Here is a 22676-nt window from a genome sequence, read left to right on the forward strand (position 1 = left end):
GACCTTGCCAGGTAGACCGGCCACGGTGGTGGTGCTGGTGCCTAGCGGTTGGGGTTGTGGGTTGGTCGTTGGTTGAGAATTGCACAGTGGACGCGAGCATCTTGTTTTCTGTGGTTAAGTTGTCAAGGGCGAACGGTGGATGCCTTGGCACCAGGAGCCGATGAAGGACGTGGGAGGCCGCGATAGGCCTGGGGGAGCTGTCAACCTAGCTGTGATCCCAGGGTGTCCGAATGGGGAAACCTGGCACGAGTCATGTCGTGTCATCCGCACCTGAATTCATAGGGTGTGTGAGGGGAACGCGGGGAAGTGAAACATCTCAGTACCCGTAGGAAGAGAAAACAACATGTGATTCCGTGAGTAGTGGCGAGCGAAAGCGGATCGAGCCTAAACCGATTGCGTGTGATAGCTGTCAGGCGTTGCGCTGTCGGGGTTGTGGGAGCCACTTGAGAATGCTGACACTTCTCGAAGAGTTACAAAGCCAGTAGCTAACTGAATGGTGTGGGAAAGCCAACCGTAGAGGGTGAGAGTCCCGTACGTGAAAGCTTCTGGCCTCTTTGTGGATTTCCCGAGTAGCAGCGGACTCCTAGAATCTGCTGTGAATCTGCCAGGACCACCTGGTAAGGCTGAATACTTCCTGGTGACCGATAGCGGACGAGTACCGTGAGGGAATGGTGAAAAGTACCCCGGGAGGGGAGTGAAATAGTACCTGAAACCGTTCGCCTACAATCCGTCAGAGCCTGTTAAAGGGTGATGGCGTGCCTTTTGAAGAATGAGCCTGCGAGTTAGTGGCATGTGGCGAGGTTAACCTGTGTGGGGTAGCCGTAGCGAAAGCGAGTCTGAAGAGGGCGTTTTTAGTCGCATGTTCTAGACCCGAAGCGGGGTGATCTAGCCATGGGCAGGTTGAAGCGTGGGTAAGACTGCGTGGAGGACCGAACCCACCAACGTTGAAAAGTTGGGGGATGACCTGTGGTTAGGGGTGAAAGGCCAATCAAACTCCGTGATAGCTGGTTCTCCCCGAAATGCATTTAGGTGCAGCGTCGTGTGTTTCTTGCCGGAGGTAGAGCACTGGATGGTCTAGGGGGCCTACAAGCTTACCGAAATCAGCTAAACTCCGAATGCCGGTAAGTGAGAGCGCGGCAGTGAGACTGCGGGGGATAAGCTTCGTAGTCGAGAGGGAAACAGCCCAGATCACCAGCTAAGGCCCCTAAGCGTGTGCTAAGTGGAAAAGGATGTGGGGTCGCTTAGACAACCAGGAGGTTGGCTTAGAAGCAGCCATCCTTTAAAGAGTGCGTAATAGCTCACTGGTCAAGTGGTTCCGCGCCGACAATGTAGCGGGGCTCAAGCACACCGCCGAAGCTGTGGCATTCACACAATACATCCGCCCTGAGATTCGTCTTGGGGTGCAGTGGTGTGGATGGGTAGGGGAGCGTCGTGCTACCAGGGAAGCGGCGGAGTGATCCAGCCGTGGAGGTTGCACGAGTGAGAATGCAGGCATGAGTAGCGAATGAAGGGTGAGAACCCCTTCCGCCGGATGACCAAGGGTTCCAGGGCCAGGCTAATCCGCCCTGGGTGAGTCGGGGCCTAAGGCGAGGCCGAGAGGCGTAGTCGATGGATAACGGGTTGATATTCCCGTACCCGCGAAGGAACGCCCAAGACGAACCTCACTGTACTAACCACCTCAAGTGCCGGCGGTCTTCGGATCAATGGTAGGCGAGCTGGGATCTTGGTGGGTAGTAGTTTAGTGATGGGGTGACGCAGGAAGGTAGATGATCCCAGGCGGTGGTTGTCCTGGGGTAAGCGTGTAGCCCGTGTCATAGGTAAATCCGTGACACATGATGGGTGAGACGTGATGCCGAGCCGTTTCAGGTGAAGTCATTGATCCTATGCTGCCGAGAAAAGCCTCTAGCGATGTTCCGAGCGGCCCGTACCCTAAACCGACACAGGTGGTCAGGTAGAGAATACTAAGGCGACGGGTGAACTGTGGTTAAGGAACTCGGCAAATTGCCCCCGTAACTTAGGGAGAAGGGGGGCCGGACGCGTGAAGCCCCTTTGCTGGTGGAGCGTGGTATGGCCGCAGAGAGCAGGGGGAAGCGACTGTTTACTAAAAACACAGGTCCATGCCAAGTCGTAAGACGATGTATATGGACTGACGCCTGCCCGGTGCTGGAACGTTAAGGGGACCTGTTAGCCCGTAAGGGCGAAGCGGAGAACTTAAGCGCCAGTAAACGGCGGTGGTAACTATAACCATCCTAAGGTAGCGAAATTCCTTGTCGGGTAAGTTCCGACCTGCACGAATGGCGTAACGACTTCCCCACTGTCTCAACCACAGGCCCGGCGAAATTGCAGTACGAGTAAAGATGCTCGTTACGCGCGGCAGGACGGAAAGACCCCGGGACCTTTACTATAGCTTGACATTGGTATCCGAATTTAATTGTGTAGGATAGGTGGGAGCCGGTGAAGCTTGGACGCCAGTTCGGGTGGAGGCAATCTTGAAATACCACTCTGTTGGGTTTGGGTATCTAACTTGCGGCCCTGATCGGGTCGAGGGACAGTGTCTGGTGGGTAGTTTAACTGGGGCGGTTGCCTCCTAAAGGGTAACGGAGGCGCCCAAAGGTTCCCTCAGCCTGGTTGGCAATCAGGTGTTGAGTGTAAGTGCACAAGGGAGCTTGACTGTGAGACTGACGGGTCGAGCAGGGACGAAAGTCGGGACTAGTGATCCGGCACTTGCGTGTGGAAGCGGTGTCGCTCAACGGATAAAAGGTACCCCGGGGATAACAGGCTGATCTTCCCCAAGAGTCCATATCGACGGGATGGTTTGGCACCTCGATGTCGGCTCGTCGCATCCTGGGGCTGTAGCAGGTCCCAAGGGTTGGGCTGTTCGCCCATTAAAGCGGTACGCGAGCTGGGTTTAGAACGTCGTGAGACAGTTCGGTCCCTATCCGCCGTGCGCGTTGGATACTTGAGAAGGGCTGTCCCTAGTACGAGAGGACCGGGACGGACGAACCTCTGGTGTGCCAGTTGTCCCGCCAGGGGCACGGCTGGTTGGCTACGTTCGGAAGGGATAACCGCTGAAAGCATCTAAGCGGGAAGCTCGCTTCGAGATGAGGTATCCCACCACCTTGAGTGGGTAAGGCTCCCTATAGACGATGGGGTTGATAGGCCGGAGATGTAAGCCAGGTAACTGGTTCAGTCGACCGGTACTAATAGGCCGAGGGCTTAACCACCCTAAACTTATGAGCGCGTCCACTGTGTGATTCACAGCAAACGAACAACCACCCCTCACCAGGTGAGGGTTGCTGGTTTGTTCCGCTGATGGTTGTTTCGGTGGTCATAGCGGAGGGGAAACGCCCGGTCTCATTCCGAACCCGGAAGCTAAGCCCTCCAGCGCCGATGGTACTGCACTCGGGAGGGTGTGGGAGAGTAGGACGCCGCCGGACTCAACGTGAAACAGTAGGCCCACCCGGGATCGGGTGGGCCTACTGTCGTATACGGGCCTGTCAGAAAGTGGCGACCGGATTTACCGGGCTGCCGGAGGTGCCGGCCAAGCGGAGTGGGGCGATGGTGAGCTGGAAATCCCATTGGGCCAGCTCGGCGGCCGTTGTGGCGCATGCTTCCAGGTCGCAATTGTCGAGGAGCCACAGGCCCATTGCTACCAGGGCTACGGCGTGGACCGGCATCAGGATGTTCTCGTAACCTGACGGCTGCACGTCCTGGGGTGTGTCGGCGCCGATCAGGGCCACGCCTCGTTCGTGTAGCCATGGCAGGCAGGACGCGTGCCAACCCGACTGGATGATGCCGCGGCTGTCGATTGAGGCTTCGCGGCGAGCGCGGCCGTTTCCTGTTCGTAGAAGCACCGCGTCGCCCGGGCGTACCTCTATGTCCTGGTCTTGCTCGGCCTGTTCCAGGTCAGCGGGATGGACAGCCTCTCCTGGTTCCAGCCACGGGACGTTGCGGGCCTTGGCGATGTCCAGCAGGACGCCCCGTGTGGTGATGCCCGGCGCTGCCTCCGTCACCGCTGCCCATGACGCGCCTGTCTCGGTGTTCGTCTTGGTGGCGGGACGGTTGTTGTAGAGCTTGCCGTCCCAGGACAGATGGCATGGCGCGTCCAGGTGGGTCAGGGTGTTGCCGTGATAGGCGAAGGCCAGCCGCTCGTTGGTGAAGCCCCAGCGGTTGTCGTTGTGGAACAACGGTGGCATGTATTCGGCACCTGGCATGTCCACGGCGCGGGGGACTGTTGTCGTCGAGCGTTCCATGTCGCCGGGGGCGGTCAGCTCCCAGGCGCACGACACGCTGCTGCCATGTTTCACCGAGCGGGCGGCGGCCAGGCGTACGTCGTCGGTTATGAGATTCAGCGTGCCGCGCTGGTCGTCGTCGCCCCACCGGCCCCAGTTCGACAGGCTGGTGAAATAGCCGAGCACCTCGTCCTGTGTGGGAACCATCCGGGCAGCGTACGGCAGCTAGTCGGTCCAGGCCCGGAGCTTGTCGGGGTTGCGCACGGCCCAGATGTGAGTGATCCGGTCGTGCGCCACCTCGAACGCCATGACCGTTGCCGTGGCGCCGGCCTGCCGGATCACGAGGCCGGGGCGGCCGTTCACCGTGCGTTCGACGATGTCCATGTTCGGCATGATGCGGAACAACGTGGCGGCGTACTGGGAGATCTGCTCCCGGCCCTGGAGCGGGTGCTGGACGGCGCTGACCTGGCCTCCGCCGTCGGCCGTCACGGTGACGGCCGGGTCCAGGAGCGCCACCAGGGCGGCGATGTCCTTCGCCTCCCACGCCCGCTTGAATTCGCGGACCACTGGGGCCTGGCCGGCCGGCGGCGTGCGGGACGGACGGGACTCGTGGACGCGGCGGCGGGCCGAGGACGCCAGTTTCCGGCAGGCCACCGGTGTGCGGCCGATCATCGTCGCGACCTCGGCGAAGGGGTAGCCGAAGACGTCGTGCAGGATGAAGGCCACGCGCTCGGCCGGTGTCATGGCGTCCATGACGATCAGGAAGGCCATGCTGAGTGACTCGTGCAGGGTGACCCGGTCGGACAGGTCGGCGACGTCGGCGGGAATCGGCTCGGGGATCCACGAGCCCACGTAACGCTCCCGGCGGGAGCGGGCCGAGCCGAGCAGGTCCAGGCAGATGCGGGTGGCCACAGTGGTCAGCCACGCCGCGGGATTCTCGATGGCGTCCTGCTGGGGGCGGGCGAGCGCGTACCACCGGGCGTACGTCTCCTGGACCGCGTCCTCGGCGTCCGCCAGGGAGCCGGTCATGCGGTAGGTCAGGCCGAGCAGCTGGCGGCGCTCGTCGGTGATCGCGCTCATGGTCGTCATGTCTACCTGACGGCCGCGGCACATTCTCGTGGGCTGTGTCGTCGAGGTGGGCATGCGGAAGACTTTCACTTTCCTGGCAGCGGCGCTCCTGCTGATCGTCGTCGCCCAGTTCGTGTTCGCCACGACCGGCGGTTTCCACGCGAGTTCCTACCGGCTGCATCATGCGATGGGGTACGTCATCTTCTTCGTGCCGCTGGTCATGGCGATCGTGGCCGCGGCGGGGCACCTGCCGGCGCGGCTGGTCTGGACGTCGGTGCTGGTCGTCGTTCTCGACTCGCTGCAGGTGGTGATCGCCGAGGTGGGTGGGCTGTGGACCGCCCTGCACGGGCTCAACGGGCTGGCGATCCTCGCCGCATCGGCGTGGCTGTGCAAGGCTCAGCACGAGCGGAGCAGCGTGCCGGCCCCGTAGACCGTGGGGCAACGGGCCCGGCCGATCTCCGATAGCGTCGGTCCTCGATGGATGACCCAGCGATGACCGACCTGGCGGCCTTCGTGGCCCGTCTCATGCCCGTGCTGATCGAGCGCGTCCCGGTGCCGCCCGCCGAACTGCTGGGCCGCCTGGCCGTGCCGTCCGAGGAGACTTCCCAGCCGCCGCGTCCACGGCATCACAGCGAGCCCGAGTTCCTGAGCGATGTGCGGGTCCTCGGCCCGCTCCCGCCGGAACGCCTCCTCGGCGCCCTCGAACGCGCGATCGGCCGCCTTGACTGGACTGTCGGCGTCACCGTGCTCGCGGGCCTTCCGACACCATCGGAGACCCGGTTCGCCTTCGTCGCGTCCTTCGGCGCCGACGGCGAGGCGGTGAGCGCGGCCGTCCTGCTGGAGCGTCTGCGCCCCGGCCTGGCCGCACGCGTGGCGTCGCTGGCCCGGAGCCTCAGGACCCATCCGGCGATCGCGCCCGTTCTCGAGGCCGACCCGGTCGCGCTCGACCGGCCCGCGCCCGGATCGAAGGGCTGGGCCGAGGAGGCGGCGCAGTCCGAGGTTGCCATCGCGGCCAGGCACGGGGCTGGGCACATCGGGCTCGCGGTCGCGGTGGCCGGCGTCGTGGTCGAGCAGGCCGACCCGCCGGTGATCGTGCCAAGGACCGCGGCCATCGTCGGGCTCGGCCTGGCGGCGGCGGTCCGGCTGCTGCGAGAGATTCCGATGCCGCCCTCGTACGCCGCGGCGCTGCTCGCGAAGATCCGATCCGAATACCTGCTACCTCGCCATGCGTCCGGCTCGGTGACGGTGGCCGACCACCGCTTCGGCCTGCTCGAAGGAGCGTTCCCCGGTGCACGGGGTTCCGTTGACGGCACGGCCTCGGGTCGCGGTGACGGGCCGGTGAGAGGTGGGCCGCCGGACGGCTGGCTCACCCCTGCCGCCGGTGGTGACGAGCCGGTCGGCGCAGTGTTCGCCCCGGCCGCGGACTTCTCCGCGAACGGGCTGGCTGTGGTGGTGGACGGGGGTGTGGTCGTGCGCGCGGGGGTGGGCGACGGGCATGTTCGCGTCGAGATGGCTGTGCTGGGCGAGGAGCCGGGCGAGGTGGAGGACGGATGGGAGGAAGTCGTCGAGCTCAGCTGGCGGGCGGTCGAAGGGCGGGCGTCGGTCGTCTCTCCCGACGGGGCGGTCGGTGGACGGTTGCGGGGGCTGACGCCACCCTGGCCGGGTGACTACCGGGTGCGGGTCCACGCTGTCGACCGGGACAGTGGGGACAGCGAGTTCGAACGGTACAAGCTGGTGGTCTGGGCCGGGCCGCCGGGGCCGGAGGTCGCGCACAAGCGCGTCGATCAGCTCGGATATCGGCTGCGCGGGGAGACGGTTCCGGAGCGGGCGGCCCGGCCGGAACACGCCTATCGCTGGGTGCGCCGCAGCCGGCTGAGCGTGGCGGCCACGATCACCGTCGTGACCGGGGCGACGGTGGAGGAGGCGTTGCGGGCGTTCGGAGCCGACCCGGAACAGCCGGTGCCGATCGACGCCATAGTGCGTGACCTCTCGCTGCGCGGGGCGATCGACCCGTGGGTGATCGCGCTCGACGCCGGCGACGCCGTCATCCTGGTCGAGGACAACGGCTATCGAGGGGCGAACCCGGGCGTGCTGGCCGCCGCGTCGGCCGGCGGCCGGGCCGCGAGCATGTTCTGGAACGTCAACTCCCTGACCCGCCTGTCGTTCGCCGAGCACGGCGACCTGCTGGCCTCGTTCGAGCCGTGGGGCGGGGAGGAGATCCCGACCGCGGCGGCCGAGGCCCTGAACGGCATCGACTTCGCCGAGCGGGGCTACCGCAAGGAGAAGGGCCTGGCCGCGGTCGAACGCTTCACCGGCCGTGGCATCGCCGCCGCCGACGTGACGCGCATGTTCGCGGCCGGCTTGGGATATCGCATCAATGGATGAGGGTGATCGCGTGCCGCACATCGAACTGCCACCGCTTCCGGGCATCGTCGGCCTGCTGGCCGCCTTCCCGGGCACCGCCGAAGCGCTCAACGGCCTGGCCGAGGCCCTGCTGCGGGGCCCGTCCCCGCTGACCCCGGCCCAGCGGGAGACGATCGCCGCCCACGTCTCCCGCCGCAACGACTGCGACTTCTGCGCCGAGACCCACGGTGCCGTCGCCCGCCATCTGACCGCAGCCGACAAGGCCCGTACCGACAGCGCCGGTGTCGACAGCGCCCGTGCCGACAGTCCCAATGGCGTCGTCGCGGGCGCCGAAACGCGCGGCGCCGGCGGTGAGGGGCTGATGGAGGCTCTGCTGGCGCTGGCGGACAAGGTGCGGATCGGCGGCCGGGAGGTTGGCCGCGGCGACGTCGAGCGGGCCAAGGCGGCGGGGGCCGATGATCGGATGGTGCACGACACGGTCTTGATCGCGGCGGCGTTCTGCATGTTCAACCGTTATGTAGATGGGCTGGGCACGCTGACGCCGGCGGAGCCGGCGCACTACGAGCGGCACGCCGGCATGCTGGCCGCGGGTGGTTATCTGCGCTGATCAGCGCGGTGGTAGCTCCTGCAGCGCCCAGCTGTTGCCGTCGGGATCTTTGAAGTGCACGAAGCGGCCCCACGGCTGGGGATCGACCTCGGTGCACTCGACGCCCACTTGGACCAGGTGTTTGTGGGCCGCATCGGCGTCGGGGACCACGATCTGGATCTCCTGGGAGCCGGGGGTCTTGTCGGTGATGCCCTCGCCCAGGCAGATCGAGCAGGCCGAGCCGGGCGGGGTCAGCTGGACGAAGCGCAGGCCCTCGGTGACCCGCTGGTCATGATCGGCGTTGAAGCCGATCCGCACGTAGAATTCCTTGGCCCGGTCGACGTCGGTCACCGGTACGGGGACGAGCTCGATTTTCCAGTCCATGGGCACACCGTAGGCGAGGGGTACGACATTCAGCCCCGGTCGGCGGCCGCGACTCGGAGCGCTGTCAACGCCATTTCGCATCGGGAAACGGATGGGATAGGCTCGCAGAGGCTTGTTCCTGTTCCGTCACTGAGGAGTTACAGCCGTGGGAGCAGTGCCGTCAGCGCCGATGGTGGAGGAAGAGAGCCAGTCGCGCTCGGTCGCGGCGGTCGAACGGGCGATGGACGTTCTGCTCTACTTCGGCCGGGTCGACGCGCCCGACCTGGGCGTCACCGAGATCGCGGGCGCGCTGGGCCTGACCAAGGCCGCGGTGCACCGCATCCTGACCGCCCTGCGCAGCCGCGAGCTGATCACCCTCGACCCGTCCACCCGGCGCTACGCGCTCGGGCACGCCGCGGTGGCGCTGGGCCGGGCCTATCTGGCCCGCACGGACGTCCGGGCCATGGCCGCGCCCGAGCTGAAATATCTCTCGGAGAAATACAAGGAGACGGCCACCCTGTCGCTGCGCCGCGGTGACACCCGGCTGTACGTCGACCAGGTCGTGCCCGACCAGGAACTGCGCCTCGAGGTCACCCTGGGCATCCCGTTCCCGCTGCACGCCGGCGCGTCCTCCAAGGCGTTCCTGGCCTTCGTGCCGAGCGCCGACCGGGAGACCTACCTGAGCCGGCACACCCTGGAGCGGGTCACCGAGAAGACCATCGTCGACGTGGCGAAACTCCGCAAGGACCTGAACGCCGCGGCCAAGAAGGGCTACACGACCTCGCTCGGTGAGCGCCAGGCCGGCGCCGCCTCGATCGCGTACCCGATCTTCGACCACGACGGACGCCTGGTCGCCGTGATCAGCGTGGCCGGTCCGGCGATGCGCTTCAAGCCCGAGGCGAGCAAAGCGCTGATCGCTGACCTGGGAGCTTCCGCGGCGCGCGTCTCCGGCCAGCTCGGCTACGTCGCCTGACGGCGATCCTCAGGCCGCCGCCTGCTCGAACGACTCCTGCCAGACCGCCCACCGGGTCTGCGGGCCCAGCGCCTTGGCCCGGTACATGGCCAGGTCGGCCCGGTGCACGATGATGTCGTGGGTGAGCTCGCCCGGCGCCGACACCGCGATGCCGATGCTGGCCCGCAACGGGATCAGCTTGCCGTCGACCACGACCGGGGCCAGCGACGAGGCGATGCGGCCGGCCACGTCGTACGCCTGCTCCGGGAAGTCCAGGCCGGGCAGCACCACGGAGAACTCGTCGCCGCCGAGCCGGCACGGCAGGCCCCAGCCGGGCACGCTCTCGCGCAGGACCCGGGCGAACTCGACCAGCACGAGGTCGCCGGACTTGTGGCCCAGCGTGTCGTTGATGCCCTTGAAGCCGTTGAGGTCGATGACCATGACCGCGCTGTGCTTGCCGTTTCGGGCGTCGCGTTCCAGCGTCCGGTTCGAGGTGGCGCGGAACGGGACACGGTTGGCCAGGCCGGTCAGGCCGTCGGTGACCGCCCGCTCGTCGCTCTCCTGCTGCACCAGCGTCTGGCGGGCCAGCACGATCACGCTGATGACCGTGCCGCCCAGGGCCAGGCCGCCCCACGGCCACAGCGAACCCGAGCGGATCGCGGCCGTGAGCATCAGGCCGTTGGCCACGGCGATCGCGGCGAACGGCATGAAGCGCGCCGCCGGGAACCGGCGCCGGGACTCCCGCCGCTCGTGGTGGCCCCGGCACTGCTCCACCGCGGCCGCGGCCAGCAGGGCGTCCGCGGTCAGCCAGCAGATGAACTGCCACGGCGAATTCGTGTCGACCAGCTCGTGGCTGCGCAGATAGCCGTGCACGGCGTCGCCCGCGAAGAGCACGAGCGCGCCCGCGGTCAGCATGCGCAGCGCCCGCGGCGTGGAGCCGAGGGTGCCGCGCAGCAGCACCCGCGCCACGCTGAACAGCAGGGCCAGGTCGGCGATCGGATAGACGGCGGCCGGCAGGATCACGCTGCCCGAGAACCCGTGCTGCGAGATGTACAAGCCGAACGAGAAGTACCACAGCAGCATGCAGCCGCCGACCAGCACGACCGACGCGTCGAGCGCGGTCTTCCACCGCTCACGGCGCGAGGTGGCCGGCAGCGGGAACAGTTGCAGGGCCAGCAGCAGCGCGACGACGAACGCCACATGCGTCACGTCGTCCACCATCGTCGTGCCGGCGAGGGCGAACACGGGCGAGACCACCAGCACCAGGAAGCTCAGCGCCACCGCCCGCCACGCGGGCCCCGCCTTGCGGGAGGCCTGGACGGCCGCGGCCAGCCCGATCAGGCCGAAGACGCTCCGGGCGACCTCGGCCACCTGGTCGTAGTGCCGATATCCGTTGAACAGCGCGCTCACCGACAACGCGAGCACGACCGCATAAAGGAGACCCAGGCACAGGTACGCGGCCTTCCAGTTCCTCATGGTCCCCTCACGGATCCGCCACCACCGACCTGCCCAGCATCGGTAGTGGCGGAGCCGACTTGAGGATCGTCAGTTGTCCCAGACCAGCGCGTCACCGACCGGGCGCTGCGCGCCGCCGCTCGGGGTGTTCACCACGGCGCCGCCGGCGACCATGGTGGTCGAGCCGCCGCCGTCGAGGTTGACGGCGTCGCGCAGTCCGAGCGCCTTGGCCACCTCGGCCGTCTCGTCCATGGTCGTGCCCACGCTGGTGGTCATGCGGCCGTCGATGGTCGCCAGCACGAGGTCGCCGTGCCGGTCGGTGCCGGCGATGGTGCGCGGGTTGCGGTCGAAGAAGCTGCCCGTGCCGTCCGGCACCACGATGGCGCCCTTCTCGACGAGGCGGTAACGGCCGTTCACCGCGTACGTGCCCGGCTCGATCGCCACCCGGCGCCCGGCGGCGTCGGTCACCCGGTGCTTCACACTCAGGCAGCCGCTGGCCAGGGCGGTCAGTGCGGTCGCCTGCTCGCCGGAGGCCTGGAGCGACGTCTGGCCCTTGGCCAGGGCGGTTCCCCGCGTGGTGGCGACGCGCACGACGCAGCCGCGCTTGTCGAGGACGACCTCAGTTCCGGCGCCGGCGGGCGTCTGGGCCCCGAACTCCGGCGTGAACTCGGCGACGGCCGCCGACGGGTCGTTGATCTGCGCGATCGGCAGCGACGCCTTGGTTCGGGGGTTCAAGACCGTTCCCTCGTACGACAGTTTGCCCACCGCCATCGTGTTGCGCCGCGAGTCGATGACCAGGTCGGCCTCGGCCACGTCGGTGGTCGGCTCGCTGAGCAGCCGGCCCTGGTAGACGCCCAGCCCGACCGGCGTTCCCGGGTAGAGCTGGCTGGCCGTGAAGGTGAAGAACGACGCGTTGACGCCCGCGACAGCGTCCTTGGCCAGCTCGCTGACCGTCTCGGTGCGGGACAGATCGGCGCCGTACGTCGCCTTGAGGTGCCCGCGCGCCCGATCGGGGTCGATGGTCAGCACGTTGACCCGCCACGGGCCTTTCGTGGTCGTGTTGATCTCGCCGGAGGGTGCCGGCTCGGTACCGCGCACGATCCGCGTCAGCGTGACGCCGCGCTCCAGCGTCTGCACGGTGCGCGTCTCGGTCAGCCCGGCGTCGCCGAGCGGGAGCGGACCAGCGGCGGGGGCGGGGTGGGCGGGCGTCAGCGACGCCAGCATCACACCCGCGACCAGGTGATGAATCATGATCGATATCCTGGGCGCCGGACCCGACATCTACCTGACCAACCCATTAAGGCCTAATGTCCGGTCACCGGCAAGCGGACGGCAAGCGCGCCGCAAGCGGCCGCGGCGAGGCTGGCCGGCATGAGCACACTCCTGGGCATCTGGGCCCACCCCGACGACGAGGCCTATCTGTCCGGCGGCCTGATGGCGCTGGCCGCCGACCGCGGCGACCGGGTGGTCTGCGTGACCGCCACCCGGGGCGAACTGGGCACCAGCGACCCGCAGCGATGGCCGCCGTCCCGCCTGGCCGCCGAGCGCGCCACCGAGCTGGCGCGCTGCCTGCGGATCCTCGGCGTCACCGAGCACCACTGGCTCGGCTATGCCGACGGCGGCTGCCCGGCCGTCCCGGCCGGCGAGGCGATCGCGAAGCTGGCCGCCCTGATCGGCGAGATCCGCCCCGACACCGTGGTCACCTTCGGTCTCGACGGCAACACCGGCCACGCCGACCACCGCGCGGTCGGCCGGTGGGCGGCGGCCGCGTTCGCCCGCGCCGCCGCCCCCGGCGCCCGCCTGCTGCGCAGCGCCGTCGGGCGGCGCTGGCACGAGCGCTGGTCCCCGTTGAACGAGGGACTGGGCGTCTTCGAGCCCGGCTATCCCGTCGTGGTCCCCGACAGCGCCCTCACCGTCGATCTGGTGCTCGACGACCCGGTCGTCCACCGCAAGGTGCGGGCGCTGGCCGCCCAGCGGACCCAGACGGCCACCCTGATCGGCGCCATGGGCGTCGAGCGCTACACCGAGTGGGTCCGCGAGGAGTCCTTCGTCGCGTGGGTCCCGCCGAACTCCGGCCACACCCCGTGCCCGTCCTGCTGGTGGGACCTCACCACCGCCCGCTGGCAGTGCGCCTGCTGAGCCCTACTCCACGAAGCGGGGCATGACGCTGCGCACCTCGACCGGAGCGCCGGGCGCGCCGCCCGGGCGGGACTTGTACTCGCCGATGCCGACGCAGGTGAACAGCAGCGTGACCAGGTCGCCCGGCTCGTGCAGCAGGGCCGGGACCTCGGAGTCGAGGAAGGTCATGCCGGTGGCGGTCGCGCCCGTCGCGTAGGCGGCCAGGTGCAGACGGCCCTCGACAATGCCCGAGGCCAGCTGGGCCTCGCGGTAGGAGCGGTCGTCCAGGCCGTCGCCGGGCAAGGCCGCGATGACCACGTACGCCGCCTCGGCCGCCAGCGACTGGCCGAGGCAGACCCGTTCGAGCTCGCCGCGCAGGTCGCCCGCCGTGATCGGCGTGCCCAGATCGGGCCAGCGGTAGAGGCCGGGCGCCAGGCCGTCCACGCCGTGGGCGACGACCCAGTGCGGAACGCCGACGCCGCGCGTGGCCGCGTTCATGGCCCACTCCACGTCGGCGCGGGGGATCGTCTTCGTGCGGTCCATGCGGCGCTGCGAGCCCCGCTTGCGGATGACCTCGTCCAGCGACTGGCCGCCCGGGTCGGAGGGCACCGGAGCGGCCGCCGGCCAGGGGGCGCCGAGGGTGTCGCGGTCGCCGGCCCGCTGGGCGGCGGTGACCAGGGGGAACTCGACCGGCGGGAGGTCGCCGGGAGTGGCCTTGCCGGTGGGGGTGATCGCGGGGGTGCCGTCGCCGAAGGTCAGCAGGGCCACCGGGAACTCGTGGGTGCCGTCGGCGGCGACCAACTCGCCGATCGGGGCGTCGGGGAACGCGGTGCGCAGGCGCGGGGCCAGGCCGGCCGAGGCGGCCGCGGCGTCCGCCTGGGCCAGCATCGTGCCGGCGTCCCAGTAGATGTGCCGGAAGCCCCGCTCGGCGTAACGCCAGCCGGTGCGCCACGGGACGCCGGTGACGATCAGGGTGGTGGCCTCGCCGCCGGCGGGCGGGGCGATCTGGAGCAGGGCGTGCGCCATCGGGTCGTACCAGTGGACGCCGTCGGGAACGCCGTCGACCCCGCGGGCCGAGACGTAGAGCTCCAGCGGGAAACGGGCGCCGGCCGAGCCGGCGGCGCGGAAGACGGAGCGGCGGCCGTTGCGCTCGGAGGTGCGCACGACCCCGGCGCCCAGGAACAGGACGCGGCCGAGCTGGGCCGCGTCGAGCGGCTGAACCGGAGCGGCGGCGCCGGACAGGACGGCGGTGGCGGGCACGCCCGGGTCGGGCAGGTCGCGGGGGAGCGCGACAGTGGGCAGCCCCGGCCCGTACGTCTTGTAGGGCGGCGGGAGCGTGGCCACGTCGTTCGGGGTGAGGTCGTGACGCACCCGTGGGTCGTCGACGGGAGCGTCCCACTCCCGGTCGGGCTGATAGGAGGTGAGGCGGTGCAGCAGGCCGGCGCCGGAGTCGAAATCCACCCGGACAGACTGCCATCAATCCGCGGCGGCGGTCAGCCCGTCACCGCGATCACGGCGATGCCGACGCCCAGCGGCACGTCCAGCGCCATGCAGGCCTCGGAGAGCGAGCGCGGGACGACGGTGTCACGGACGAAGTTCACGGTGTCCCATCCGGCGTGGGCGGCCAGGGCGAGGCCGGCCAGCACGCCACCCGCGGTCTCGGGCAGATAGAGGGCGGTCACGGCGAAGAGCCCGTACCCCAAAGCGGCTGAAGCCTGCGCGGCAAGCGGGCGCCGGGGAACGCCGAAGGCGAAGCCGAGGCCGAGAAGCACCACGCCGACGACGGCCAGAGCCACCCACGGGGTGATCTCGGCGAACTGCGCGAGCGTGACGACGACGCTGAGGCCGAAGACACCGGCCCAGGCCACCCAGCGCCGGTCGAAGGCGGCCGCGCCGAGATAACAGAGGACGGCGACGATCGCGGCGGTCGAGGCGGTCTCCCGGTCGGCGGCGAAGACGAGGACGAGGACGGCGGCGGCGAGGCCCAGCGCGGCCGGCCAGCGGCGGAGAAACGCTGTCACCCATTCAGGGTCAACGGCGTTTCCCGTACGGTCGAGAGCGCGGCCGCCGAAGGTCAGTAATCGTGGGATACGCGTCCGGAATGGTTGAGCCCTCGTACTCATGCCGCGCCCGGTCCCGCGACGGAAGGATGACTGGCATGTGGAAGACCCCGATCGCCGTCGCCGTGCTCACCCTCGCCGCCTGGGCAGGCTGGCTCGGCTGGGAGTCCGGATATGTGACCGACCCGTCGACGGGGGCGGTGAGCGGTCCGTACGCCTGGTGGCAGGTCGCCGGATGCGTGCTGACCCTCATCGTGATCGCGGCCGTGGCGGCCCGGTGGGCCCACCCGGTCGTGGTGGCGGCGGCGATGACCATGGTCTTCACCGCCGCCTGGTCGGCGAAGGCGGCCGGCTCCGACGAGTCCGGCCTGTGGGTGGTCGGCGCGATCCTGGTCGCCGTAGGCATGGCCGCCGGTTCCGTCGCGGTCGCCTTCGCCGGCCGCCGGCTGTTTCGCTCCTAGGCCTGCTTGGTCTCCCAGAAGATCTTGGAGATCTCCTCGATCTTCGCGAGCAGCTGGACGGCCACGGCCGGGTCGGCCGAGCCCTTGGCGCCGGAGGCGCCGGCCAGCTTGGTGGCCTCGTTGAACAGGCCGTGCAGCTGGGGGTACTTCTCGAAGTGCGGGGCCTTGAAGTAGTCGGTCCACAGCACCCACAGGTGGTGCTTGACCAGCTCCGAGCGCTGCTCCTTGATGATCAGGGCACGGGTGCGGAACTCGGGGTCCTGGTTGGCCTGGTACTTCTCGGCGATCGCCTTGACCGACTCGGCCTCGATGCGGGCCTGTGCCGGGTCGTACACCCCGCAGGGCAGGTCGCAGTGTGCGCTCACGATGGTGCGCGGCTGGAAGAAACGCATCAGTTGCTGAACTCCTCGGCTTGGATGAATTGCCGGTCGTGATAGACGAGCCGCCCGCCGGCCGGACCGAGGAAGACCTCGTGCACCGACGCGACGACGACGGTCGAGTCCCCGACCGGAAGGCGGTGCAACGGCGTGGCCCGCAAGGAGGCCAGCGCGTGACGCAGAACCGGTTCCCCGGTGGGCAGGAAGGTCCAGCCCTGCTCCTCGGTGAACCGCGGCCCGCCACTGCTGGCGAACTGCCGTGCCACCTCGGCGCCGGCGGCCCCCAGCAGGTTGACGACGAAGCTCTCGGCCTCGAGAAGGGCACGGGCCGACCTCGTACCCATGGCCGAGAACGACAGCGCCGGCGGATCGACCGACACGGACGCCACGCTGGAGGCGGTCAGCCCGATCGGCCCGCCGGCCCCGATCGCGGAGATGACCGCGACCCCGGTGGGATAACGCCGAAAGGCCGCCTTGAACTGCTCCGCGATCACAGTGTTCCCTTGAGTCGTCCGTGCACACGCCTGGTTGAGGCTAAAACTTGAAGTGAGGTTGAAGTCAATGGCGCCCTTGGACGGCATGAAAGCCCTGGTCATCGGCCGCGCCATCACCCCGGCTTTCGGAGCGGCCGGCGCCTCGGTCGCGGTCGCCGACATCTCCGCCGCCCGCGCCGGCGAAGCGGCCGTTCCCGTTCGGACGTCGACGGGTTCGTGGAGCGTACGGTCTCCGCGTTCGGCCGTCTGGACACGCTGGTGACGGTCGTCGGGGGACAGGTCGCGTTCGTGCCCGCGGTCAAGCTGCACGAGATGACCGACGAGGACTGGGACCTGGCGTACGAGATGAATCTCCGCTACGTGGCCCGCGCGGCGTGGGCCGCGATCCGCGCGTTCCTGTCCCAGGGCGGCGGCGGATCGATCGTCAGTGTGGGCTCGGCGGCCGGCATCATGGCCGCACCCGAACAGGCCGCCTACGGAGCCGCCAAAGCAGGCCTGGCCAGCCTGGCCCGCACGGTGGCCGCCGAGTACGCCGCCGACGGCATCCGCATGAACATCGTCGCCTGCGGCGCGATCGCCACGGCGGTGGCGAACTCGGCCCAGGCGGCGGAGGACGTCCCCGAGATCCCGATGAGACGCCTGGGCGTCCCGGACGACGCGGCCGCGGCCGCCGTCTACCTGGCCTCGCCGGCGTCGTCGTACGTCACCGGCCAGACCCTCGCGGTCGACGGCGGAGTGACGGTCCGGGGTCCGTTCCCGTGACGTCGATTCGTGCGCGATCGAGCGGGCACTGTTCGATCTAACATGGTCTCCATGAGCGACGTCGACGCCGGTGAGCTACCCGGGCTGCCGTTCGCACTCCCAGGCATCCCGGCCTCGGCGGGCGCGCTGATACGCGGCCGCGAGGGGCGATTGCTCATCCTGAAGCCGACGTACAAGGGCGGCTGGACCATCCCGGGTGGGGTTGTCGAGATCGGCGAGTCACCCTGGGACGCGTGTCGCCGCGAAACCAGGGAGGAATGCGGCCTCGACGTCACCACGGGACGGTTGGCATGCGTCGACTTCCTCCGGCCACGACCCGATCGTCCGGGTGGTATGCGCTTCCTTTTCGACTGCGGCGTCTTCGACGACGACTTCTTGGCCACCGTGATCATCGAGCCGATCGAGATCGCCGAAAGCCGCATCCTGCCGATCGACGCGGCGCTGCCTTTGCTCAGCGGACCCGTCCGGCGCCGGGTACGCGCCGCCTGGAAGGCGAAGCGGGTGCGCTATCTGGAGGACGGCCGCCGGGTCCAGGGGATCAAAAGTTAGCGCCCTCGAGAAGCCCATGCCACGCTACGTCGGTAACCCGCGCCATTCCCGGGCCAAGACGGCGAACACGAACTGGTCGGCCCACTCGCCCCGGAACAGATAGCTCTCGACATGATGGGCCTCTCGACGCATGCCGAGCCGGGTCATGAGGCGGACGGACGCCGTGTTGCGGCCATGGCACCGGGCGAAAACCCGCTGGAGACGCAGCTCCTCGAAGCCCCAGTCCAGAACAACCGCCGCAGCTTCGGTGGCAAGCCCGCGACCCCCGTGATCGGGGTGGAAGACATAACCCAGTTCGGCCGTGCGGTCCGTCTCACTCCGCCAGACCAGCTCAACCGTTCCGATCACGCCGGCGTCAGTCACCACGGCCAGGGTCAGGCAGTCGCCCTCGGCGCGCAAGGCATCTTCACCAGCCATCGCCAGGACCGACACCCGCGACTGCTCACGAGTACGAGGCCCGGCCGCATGCATCCAACGCGCGACGTCGCTCCGGCGCTGCCAGGCATACACGGCATCGAGGTCGTCCAATGTCACGGGGCGCAGGGCGAGTCGCGGTGTCCGCATCGGATAGCTCGGCCGGAACATCAAGCGATCATAGAGCCGTCGGGCCTCGGCCGGTCCCGCACTTCGCCGAGCCCACCCGACGCCCGAGGCAGCGCAGTTGCGGACGACCACTGACCAGGCTGAGCGGCTCGGCCAACTTAAGGATCAGCCGAACCGGAGGTAGGCGTAAATGCGCGTCACGGAATGTGGCACGTTTTCCCTCTTACCGCTCCTTCGGCGTCCGCGGGAGAATGGTTCATGGGTCAGATACGGGGTCAGACGCAATTGTTCAGCCAGGCGCAGATGGCTCAATGGCGCGATCCCACGAGGCGCCGCAACTACTCCGCCGACGCGGAACAATTCCGGCGCGACCATCACGAGCGCCGGCAATACGGATTGATACAGCGCCACACCCGGAAATGGCGCAGCCTGCACGGCGACACCCCGATGCCGCCCTTGGCCCCGCCCCGGCCCTACAGCGCACGGAACCGCCGTCCCGCTGCCCCGTCGCCACGCCCGGACAGCCCGACGTCTCCAGGCCCAACTGATCCGAAGCCGGCCGCTACGGGTCCGGCCGCTTCCGGTTCGGCCGCACCGAATCCGGCCGCCGTCGGCCCGATCGACTGTGTCGGTCCAAGCCCGGTCAGCTCAGCCCCGATCGACTCGGTCGCCTCGAGTCCGGCCAGCCCCAACCCGGTTGGCTCGGGCCCCGCCAGCCCCGAACCGGCCAGCCCCGAACCGGTTTGCCCCGAACCGGCCAGCCCCGAACCGGTTTGCCCAGGCCCGGTTGGTCCAGAGTTGGTCAGCACTGTTCCGGTCGGCGCCGAGTCGGTCGGCACTGTTCCGATCGGCACTGAGTCGGTCGGCACTGAGTCGGTCGGCTCTCAGGCGGTCGGCTCAGTGCGTCCGGGTGGGATCCGTCGTGCTGCTCAAGGCCGGGTGGCAGCCGTCAAGAGCACTCGCGCCGAAACGGCGAAGCCAGTCACCGACGCCGCCGGCGGCGTACCCACCAAAGCGGCAACATCCCGATCTCCTCAGCGGACCTCGATCACAAGAACTGCAACACTCTGCGGAATATCGCGCATTTGTTCTTCCCAGGATACGGCAATAAACACACGGCGGCGAATAGCGTCGAACCGCTTGCGGAACGTGGCCCCAGTGCCTTGCTTGAAACGCCTTGACCGCGCGCCACCGCTCCGGACTGCTCAGCCGCAATCATCTTGGCGAATGAGTGATGTGATCGCGGAATCTTGCGGTCAGTTCGCTATCTTTGTGGCGGAGTCACAGTATGGGCCATTCCCGGATAGCGGTGGCACTGGCAGGATGGGCGCGAGGGCGTCCTGTCGCATCGAGGAGCTTCGGTGTCTGTCGAAGAAGGACCGACGATTCGCCGCCGCCGTCTGGGCGCGGAGCTGAAGCGCTGCCGTGAAGCCGCCGGGCTGACCCAGGAGCAGGTGTCGCGCGTGTTCGAGCGCGCTCAAAGGCGGGTCGCGGTCCTGATCAGGGTGGCCAGTGGGCGGGAGCGGCTGTGTGGTGGCCAGGCGATGACCGTCGTCACCTGGGGTGCGTCGGGGACCGGGACCACGACCAGGTCGTACGGGAGCAGGGAGCGGCACGACTCGGGCAGCACGGCCACGGCGCGGCCCAGGGAGATGAGCTGGAGGAGCTGCGCGTGGTCGCGGACCTCGGGGCCGGTGCCGTCGGCGTAGGCGCCGTTGTGGCCGGGCCAGCGCGGGAGCGGGACCTCGGCCAGCTCGGCCATGGACACCGATGTTCGGGTGCTCAGCGGGTGGCCGGCGGGCAGGATCAGGACCTGGCCCTCGGTGACCAGCTCCTCGGTGTCGAAGCCGGCTGTGGAGTCGAACGGCAGGTGCAGCAGGGCCACGTCGGCCCGGCCGTCCCTCAGATGTGACTCCTGCTCGGCCACGCCGCACAGGATGACGTCGACCGGCACCGAGCCGGGCTCGGCCGCATACGCGTCCAGCAGTTTGGGGAGCAGCTCGCTGGAGGCGCCGGCCTTCGTCACCAGCACCAGCTTCTCGGTGCCGTCGACGGCTCGCTGCGTGCGGCGCTCGGCCGCCTCCATGGCGTTCAGCGCGGCCCGGCCCTCGCGCAGCAGCACCGCCCCGGCCGGGGTCAGGGCGACCGCCCGCGACGTCCGCGTGAACAGGGAGACGCCCAGACGGCGCTCCAAGCTGCCGATGGCGCGGGACAGGGGCGGCTGGGCGATGCCCAGGCGGTCGGCGGCCCGGCCGAAGTGCAGCTCCTCGGCGACCGCCACGAAGTAGCGCAGCTCGCGGGTCTCCATGCCGGGAACGATACCCGCACGGTATCGGTGGGTACCCGAACGGTGTTGGTCGCCAGCGCTCGCGGCGACAGGATCGATGACATGAGTGAGAGCAAGATTGCCCTGGTCACGGGGGCCAACAAGGGTATCGGGTACGAGATTGCGGCCGGGCTCGCCGCGCGCGGCTTCACCGTTGGCGTGGGCGCGCGTGATCAGCAGCGCCGCGACGCCGCGGTCGAGAAGCTTCGCGCCGAGGGGGCGGATGCTTTCGGCGTACCCCTCGACGTCACCGACGACGCCAGTGTGACCGCTGCCGCGGCCCTGATCGACGACCGCGCCGGACGTCTCGACGTGCTCGTCAACAACGCCGCCATCACGGGGGGCTGGGAGCAGGGCCCGACCGAGACCGACGTCGCCATCGTGCGTGAGGTGATCGAGACCAACGTCATCGGCGTCATCCGGGTCACCGACGCCATGCTGCCGCTGCTGCGCCGCTCGGCGTCGCCGCGCGTCGTCATGATGTCGAGCGGGGTGGGATCGCTGACCCGCCAGGCGGAGCCCGGCGGGGAGACCGGGCCGCTCTCGATGGCGTACGCGCCCTCGAAGACCTTCCTCAACGCCGTCACCATCCAGTACGCCAAGGCACTGCGGGACACGCCCGTCCTGATCAACATGGCCTGTCCGGGGTTCGTGGCGACCGACCTCAACGGATTCCGCGGCCACCGCACGCCCGAGCAGGGCGCGGCGACCGCGCTGCGGCTGGCCACCCTGCCCGACGGCGGGCCGACCGGAGCGTTCTTCGAGGACGCCGGGGTGGTGCCGTGGTGAAGTGATGCTCGACGATGGACCGCATGAGAGCTGTGGTCCTGCACAAAGGTGAGCTCGGCGTCGACGATGTCCCGCAACCGGCGCCCGGGCCGGGCCAGGTGCGGCTGCGGGTGACCCGGGCCGGCATCTGCGGCTCCGACCTGCACGTGCGCGCCGACCCGGACGTGAGCGCCGACGTCGCGGCCGAGGTCGGCTATCCGGACTTCATGCGGGCCGGGCACCGGGTCGTCATGGGTCACGAGTTCACCGGCGCCGTCGACGCCTACGGCCCAGGCTGCCGGCGGCGCTGGCGGCCGGGCCAGGCCGTCGTGGCCCTGCCACTGATCCGGCACGGCGACGACATCCACATGATCGGCCTCTCGGCCCACGCCCCGGGCGCGTACGCCGAATACATGCTGGTCGCCGAGGACGCGGCCATGCCGGTGCCGGCCGGCCTGCCGCCCGATCTGGCCGCGCTGACCGAGCCGCTGGCCGTGGCCTATCACGCGGTCCGGCGGGGCGAGGTGGCCCGCCGCGACCCGGCGGTGGTCGTCGGCTGCGGTCCCATCGGCCTGGCGGTCATCCTGATGCTCAAGGCTTCGGGGGTACGCCACGTCGTGGCGAGCGACTACTCGGCCGGCCGGCGGGAGCTCGCGTGGGCGTGCGGCGCCGACGTCGTGGTCGACCCGGCCGTGGAGCCGCCGTGGGATCAGCTCGGCGACGGGCCGGTCACCTCGGCCCCGGAGCTCTACGGCAGCGGCCTGGACGCGCTGCACGCCCTGCGGGCCGTTCCCGGCCTGCCGTGGTGGTCGGCCGTGACCGCCGCCCAGCGCCTCGGCGCCGGGCCGCGCGGCGCGGTCGTCTTCGAATGCGTGGGCGTGCCCGGCGTCATCGACGACATCGTGACCCGGGCGCCGTTCCGGTCCCGCGTCGTGGTGGTCGGCGTGTGCATGCAGCCGGACACGTTCCGCCCCACCATGGCCAGCAACAAGGAGATCGACCTGCGGTTCTCGTTCTGCTACGACCCGGCCGAGTTCCGCGCCACCCTGCATCTGGTCGCCCGGCGCAAGCTCGACCCGCGTCCCCTGCTGACCGGGCTGGTCGGCCTCGGCGGGGTGCCCGGCGCCTTCGACGAGCTGGGCCGGGCCGGCCGGCACGCGAAGATTCTGGTCGACCCCTGGCTGACATAGGCTGGCCG

General features: G+C 69.0%; 21 protein-coding genes, 2 rRNA genes and 1 pseudogene. 12 read left to right on the forward strand and 12 right to left on the reverse strand.

The features are described from left to right. Positions 1–112 precede the first annotated feature (112 nt). Together ACQP2X_RS21885 and rrf are read left to right on the forward strand one after the other, a co-directional pair. Positions 113–3224, forward strand: a 23S ribosomal RNA gene (locus tag ACQP2X_RS21885). A 96-nt stretch (positions 3225–3320) separates the two neighbouring features. Continuing rightward, positions 3321–3437 (forward strand): 5S ribosomal RNA (rrf, locus tag ACQP2X_RS21890). Between the two features lie 60 nt (positions 3438–3497). On the opposite strand, the gene ACQP2X_RS21895 is transcribed toward rrf, so the two are convergent. Both ACQP2X_RS21895 and sigJ read right to left on the reverse strand, forming a co-directional pair. Continuing rightward, positions 3498–4439: a cyclase family protein gene (locus ACQP2X_RS21895; RefSeq protein WP_498699762.1), complete on the reverse strand. Its 942-nt coding sequence runs from the start codon at positions 4437–4439 to the stop codon at positions 3498–3500. A gap of 18 nt (positions 4440–4457) precedes the next feature. Continuing rightward, on the reverse strand, positions 4458–5312 hold the full coding sequence (sigJ, locus tag ACQP2X_RS21900; protein WP_498699766.1) for an RNA polymerase sigma factor SigJ: 855 nt from the start codon (positions 5310–5312) through the stop codon (positions 4458–4460). A 61-nt stretch (positions 5313–5373) separates the two neighbouring features. Between sigJ and ACQP2X_RS21905 the strand changes: the two genes are divergently transcribed. From ACQP2X_RS21905 to ACQP2X_RS21915, 3 genes are read left to right on the forward strand one after another with little or no spacing between them, the layout of a single operon-like run. Continuing rightward, entirely contained in the window at positions 5374–5730 is a 357-nt protein-coding gene (locus ACQP2X_RS21905) for a DUF6220 domain-containing protein (RefSeq protein ID WP_498699769.1), read from the forward strand. Positions 5731–5777: 47 nt separating this feature from the next. Continuing rightward, positions 5778–7685 (forward strand): DUF6461 domain-containing protein, encoded by a 1908-nt coding sequence (locus tag ACQP2X_RS21910; protein ID WP_498699771.1) that lies wholly within the window; start codon positions 5778–5780, stop codon positions 7683–7685. A 10-nt stretch (positions 7686–7695) separates the two neighbouring features. Beyond that, the gene (locus ACQP2X_RS21915) at positions 7696–8271 is read left to right on the forward strand and encodes a carboxymuconolactone decarboxylase family protein (RefSeq protein WP_498699774.1); all 576 of its coding nucleotides are present in this window, start codon (positions 7696–7698) and stop codon (positions 8269–8271) included. On the opposite strand, the gene ACQP2X_RS21920 is transcribed toward ACQP2X_RS21915, so the two are convergent. After that, positions 8272–8634: a VOC family protein gene (locus ACQP2X_RS21920; protein ID WP_498699776.1), complete on the reverse strand. Its 363-nt coding sequence runs from the start codon at positions 8632–8634 to the stop codon at positions 8272–8274. Between the two features lie 169 nt (positions 8635–8803). On the opposite strand from ACQP2X_RS21920, the gene ACQP2X_RS21925 reads away from it, so the two are divergent. After that, positions 8804–9586, forward strand: a complete 783-nt coding sequence (locus ACQP2X_RS21925) for an IclR family transcriptional regulator (protein ID WP_498699778.1) — start codon at positions 8804–8806, stop codon at positions 9584–9586. Positions 9587–9595: 9 nt separating this feature from the next. Here ACQP2X_RS21925 and ACQP2X_RS21930 read toward each other — a convergent pair whose 3' ends face one another. Further along, the gene (locus ACQP2X_RS21930; RefSeq protein WP_498699780.1) at positions 9596–11041 is read right to left on the reverse strand and encodes a GGDEF domain-containing protein; all 1446 of its coding nucleotides are present in this window, start codon (positions 11039–11041) and stop codon (positions 9596–9598) included. Between the two features lie 69 nt (positions 11042–11110). Beyond that, complete coding sequence (locus ACQP2X_RS21935) at positions 11111–12271, reverse strand: phosphodiester glycosidase family protein (RefSeq protein ID WP_498699783.1); 1161 nt, start codon at positions 12269–12271, stop codon at positions 11111–11113. A 120-nt stretch (positions 12272–12391) separates the two neighbouring features. Between ACQP2X_RS21935 and ACQP2X_RS21940 the strand changes: the two genes are divergently transcribed. After that, positions 12392–13159, forward strand: a complete 768-nt coding sequence (locus ACQP2X_RS21940) for a PIG-L deacetylase family protein (protein ID WP_498699785.1) — start codon at positions 12392–12394, stop codon at positions 13157–13159. A 3-nt stretch (positions 13160–13162) separates the two neighbouring features. Here the strand turns inward: ACQP2X_RS21940 and ACQP2X_RS21945 are convergent, their stop codons facing one another. Both ACQP2X_RS21945 and ACQP2X_RS21950 read right to left on the reverse strand, forming a co-directional pair. Beyond that, positions 13163–14599 carry a hypothetical protein gene (locus tag ACQP2X_RS21945; RefSeq protein ID WP_498699787.1) on the reverse strand — a complete coding sequence of 479 codons (1437 nt, stop codon included), beginning with the start codon at positions 14597–14599 and terminating at the stop codon, positions 13163–13165. A 32-nt stretch (positions 14600–14631) separates the two neighbouring features. Continuing rightward, entirely contained in the window at positions 14632–15159 is a 528-nt protein-coding gene (locus tag ACQP2X_RS21950; protein WP_498699789.1) for a hypothetical protein, read from the reverse strand. Between the two features lie 137 nt (positions 15160–15296). Between ACQP2X_RS21950 and ACQP2X_RS21955 the strand changes: the two genes are divergently transcribed. Continuing rightward, the gene (locus ACQP2X_RS21955; protein ID WP_498699791.1) at positions 15297–15659 is read left to right on the forward strand and encodes a hypothetical protein; all 363 of its coding nucleotides are present in this window, start codon (positions 15297–15299) and stop codon (positions 15657–15659) included. Here ACQP2X_RS21955 and sodN read toward each other — a convergent pair. Beyond that, on the reverse strand, positions 15656–16051 hold the full coding sequence (gene sodN, locus ACQP2X_RS21960) for a superoxide dismutase, Ni (protein ID WP_498699792.1): 396 nt from the start codon (positions 16049–16051) through the stop codon (positions 15656–15658). The genes ACQP2X_RS21955 and sodN overlap by 4 nt on opposite strands. Then, a complete protein-coding gene (locus ACQP2X_RS21965) occupies positions 16051–16530 on the reverse strand; it encodes a flavin reductase family protein (protein ID WP_498699793.1) in 480 nt (159 codons plus the stop codon). Before ACQP2X_RS21965 ends, sodN begins: the two co-directional genes overlap by 1 nt. A 67-nt stretch (positions 16531–16597) precedes the next feature. Between ACQP2X_RS21965 and ACQP2X_RS21970 the strand changes: the two are divergent. Continuing rightward, positions 16598–17292 (forward strand): annotated as a pseudogene (locus tag ACQP2X_RS21970) (SDR family NAD(P)-dependent oxidoreductase). Between the two features lie 51 nt (positions 17293–17343). Further along, on the forward strand, positions 17344–17841 hold the full coding sequence (locus ACQP2X_RS21975) for an NUDIX domain-containing protein (protein ID WP_498699795.1): 498 nt from the start codon (positions 17344–17346) through the stop codon (positions 17839–17841). A gap of 24 nt (positions 17842–17865) precedes the next feature. Here ACQP2X_RS21975 and ACQP2X_RS21980 read toward each other — a convergent pair whose 3' ends face one another. The 3 genes from ACQP2X_RS21980 to ACQP2X_RS21990 form a co-directional block, all read right to left on the reverse strand. Next, positions 17866–18426 carry a GNAT family N-acetyltransferase gene (locus ACQP2X_RS21980; RefSeq protein ID WP_498699797.1) on the reverse strand — a complete coding sequence of 187 codons (561 nt, stop codon included), beginning with the start codon at positions 18424–18426 and terminating at the stop codon, positions 17866–17868. A 123-nt stretch (positions 18427–18549) separates the two neighbouring features. After that, positions 18550–18819: a hypothetical protein gene (locus ACQP2X_RS21985; RefSeq protein WP_498699798.1), complete on the reverse strand. Its 270-nt coding sequence runs from the start codon at positions 18817–18819 to the stop codon at positions 18550–18552. Positions 18820–19861: 1042 nt separating this feature from the next. Beyond that, positions 19862–20692 carry a LysR family transcriptional regulator gene (locus ACQP2X_RS21990; protein WP_498699800.1) on the reverse strand — a complete coding sequence of 277 codons (831 nt, stop codon included), beginning with the start codon at positions 20690–20692 and terminating at the stop codon, positions 19862–19864. Positions 20693–20773: 81 nt separating this feature from the next. Between ACQP2X_RS21990 and ACQP2X_RS21995 the strand changes: the two genes are divergently transcribed. Further along, entirely contained in the window at positions 20774–21499 is a 726-nt protein-coding gene (locus ACQP2X_RS21995; RefSeq protein WP_498699802.1) for an SDR family oxidoreductase, read from the forward strand. Positions 21500–21522: 23 nt separating this feature from the next. Beyond that, a complete protein-coding gene (locus tag ACQP2X_RS22000) occupies positions 21523–22668 on the forward strand; it encodes an alcohol dehydrogenase catalytic domain-containing protein (RefSeq protein WP_498699804.1) in 1146 nt (381 codons plus the stop codon). Positions 22669–22676 lie beyond the last annotated feature (8 nt).

It is taken from the genome of Actinoplanes sp. CA-131856, assembly GCF_050956135.1.
Classification (GTDB): domain Bacteria; phylum Actinomycetota; class Actinomycetes; order Mycobacteriales; family Micromonosporaceae; genus Actinoplanes.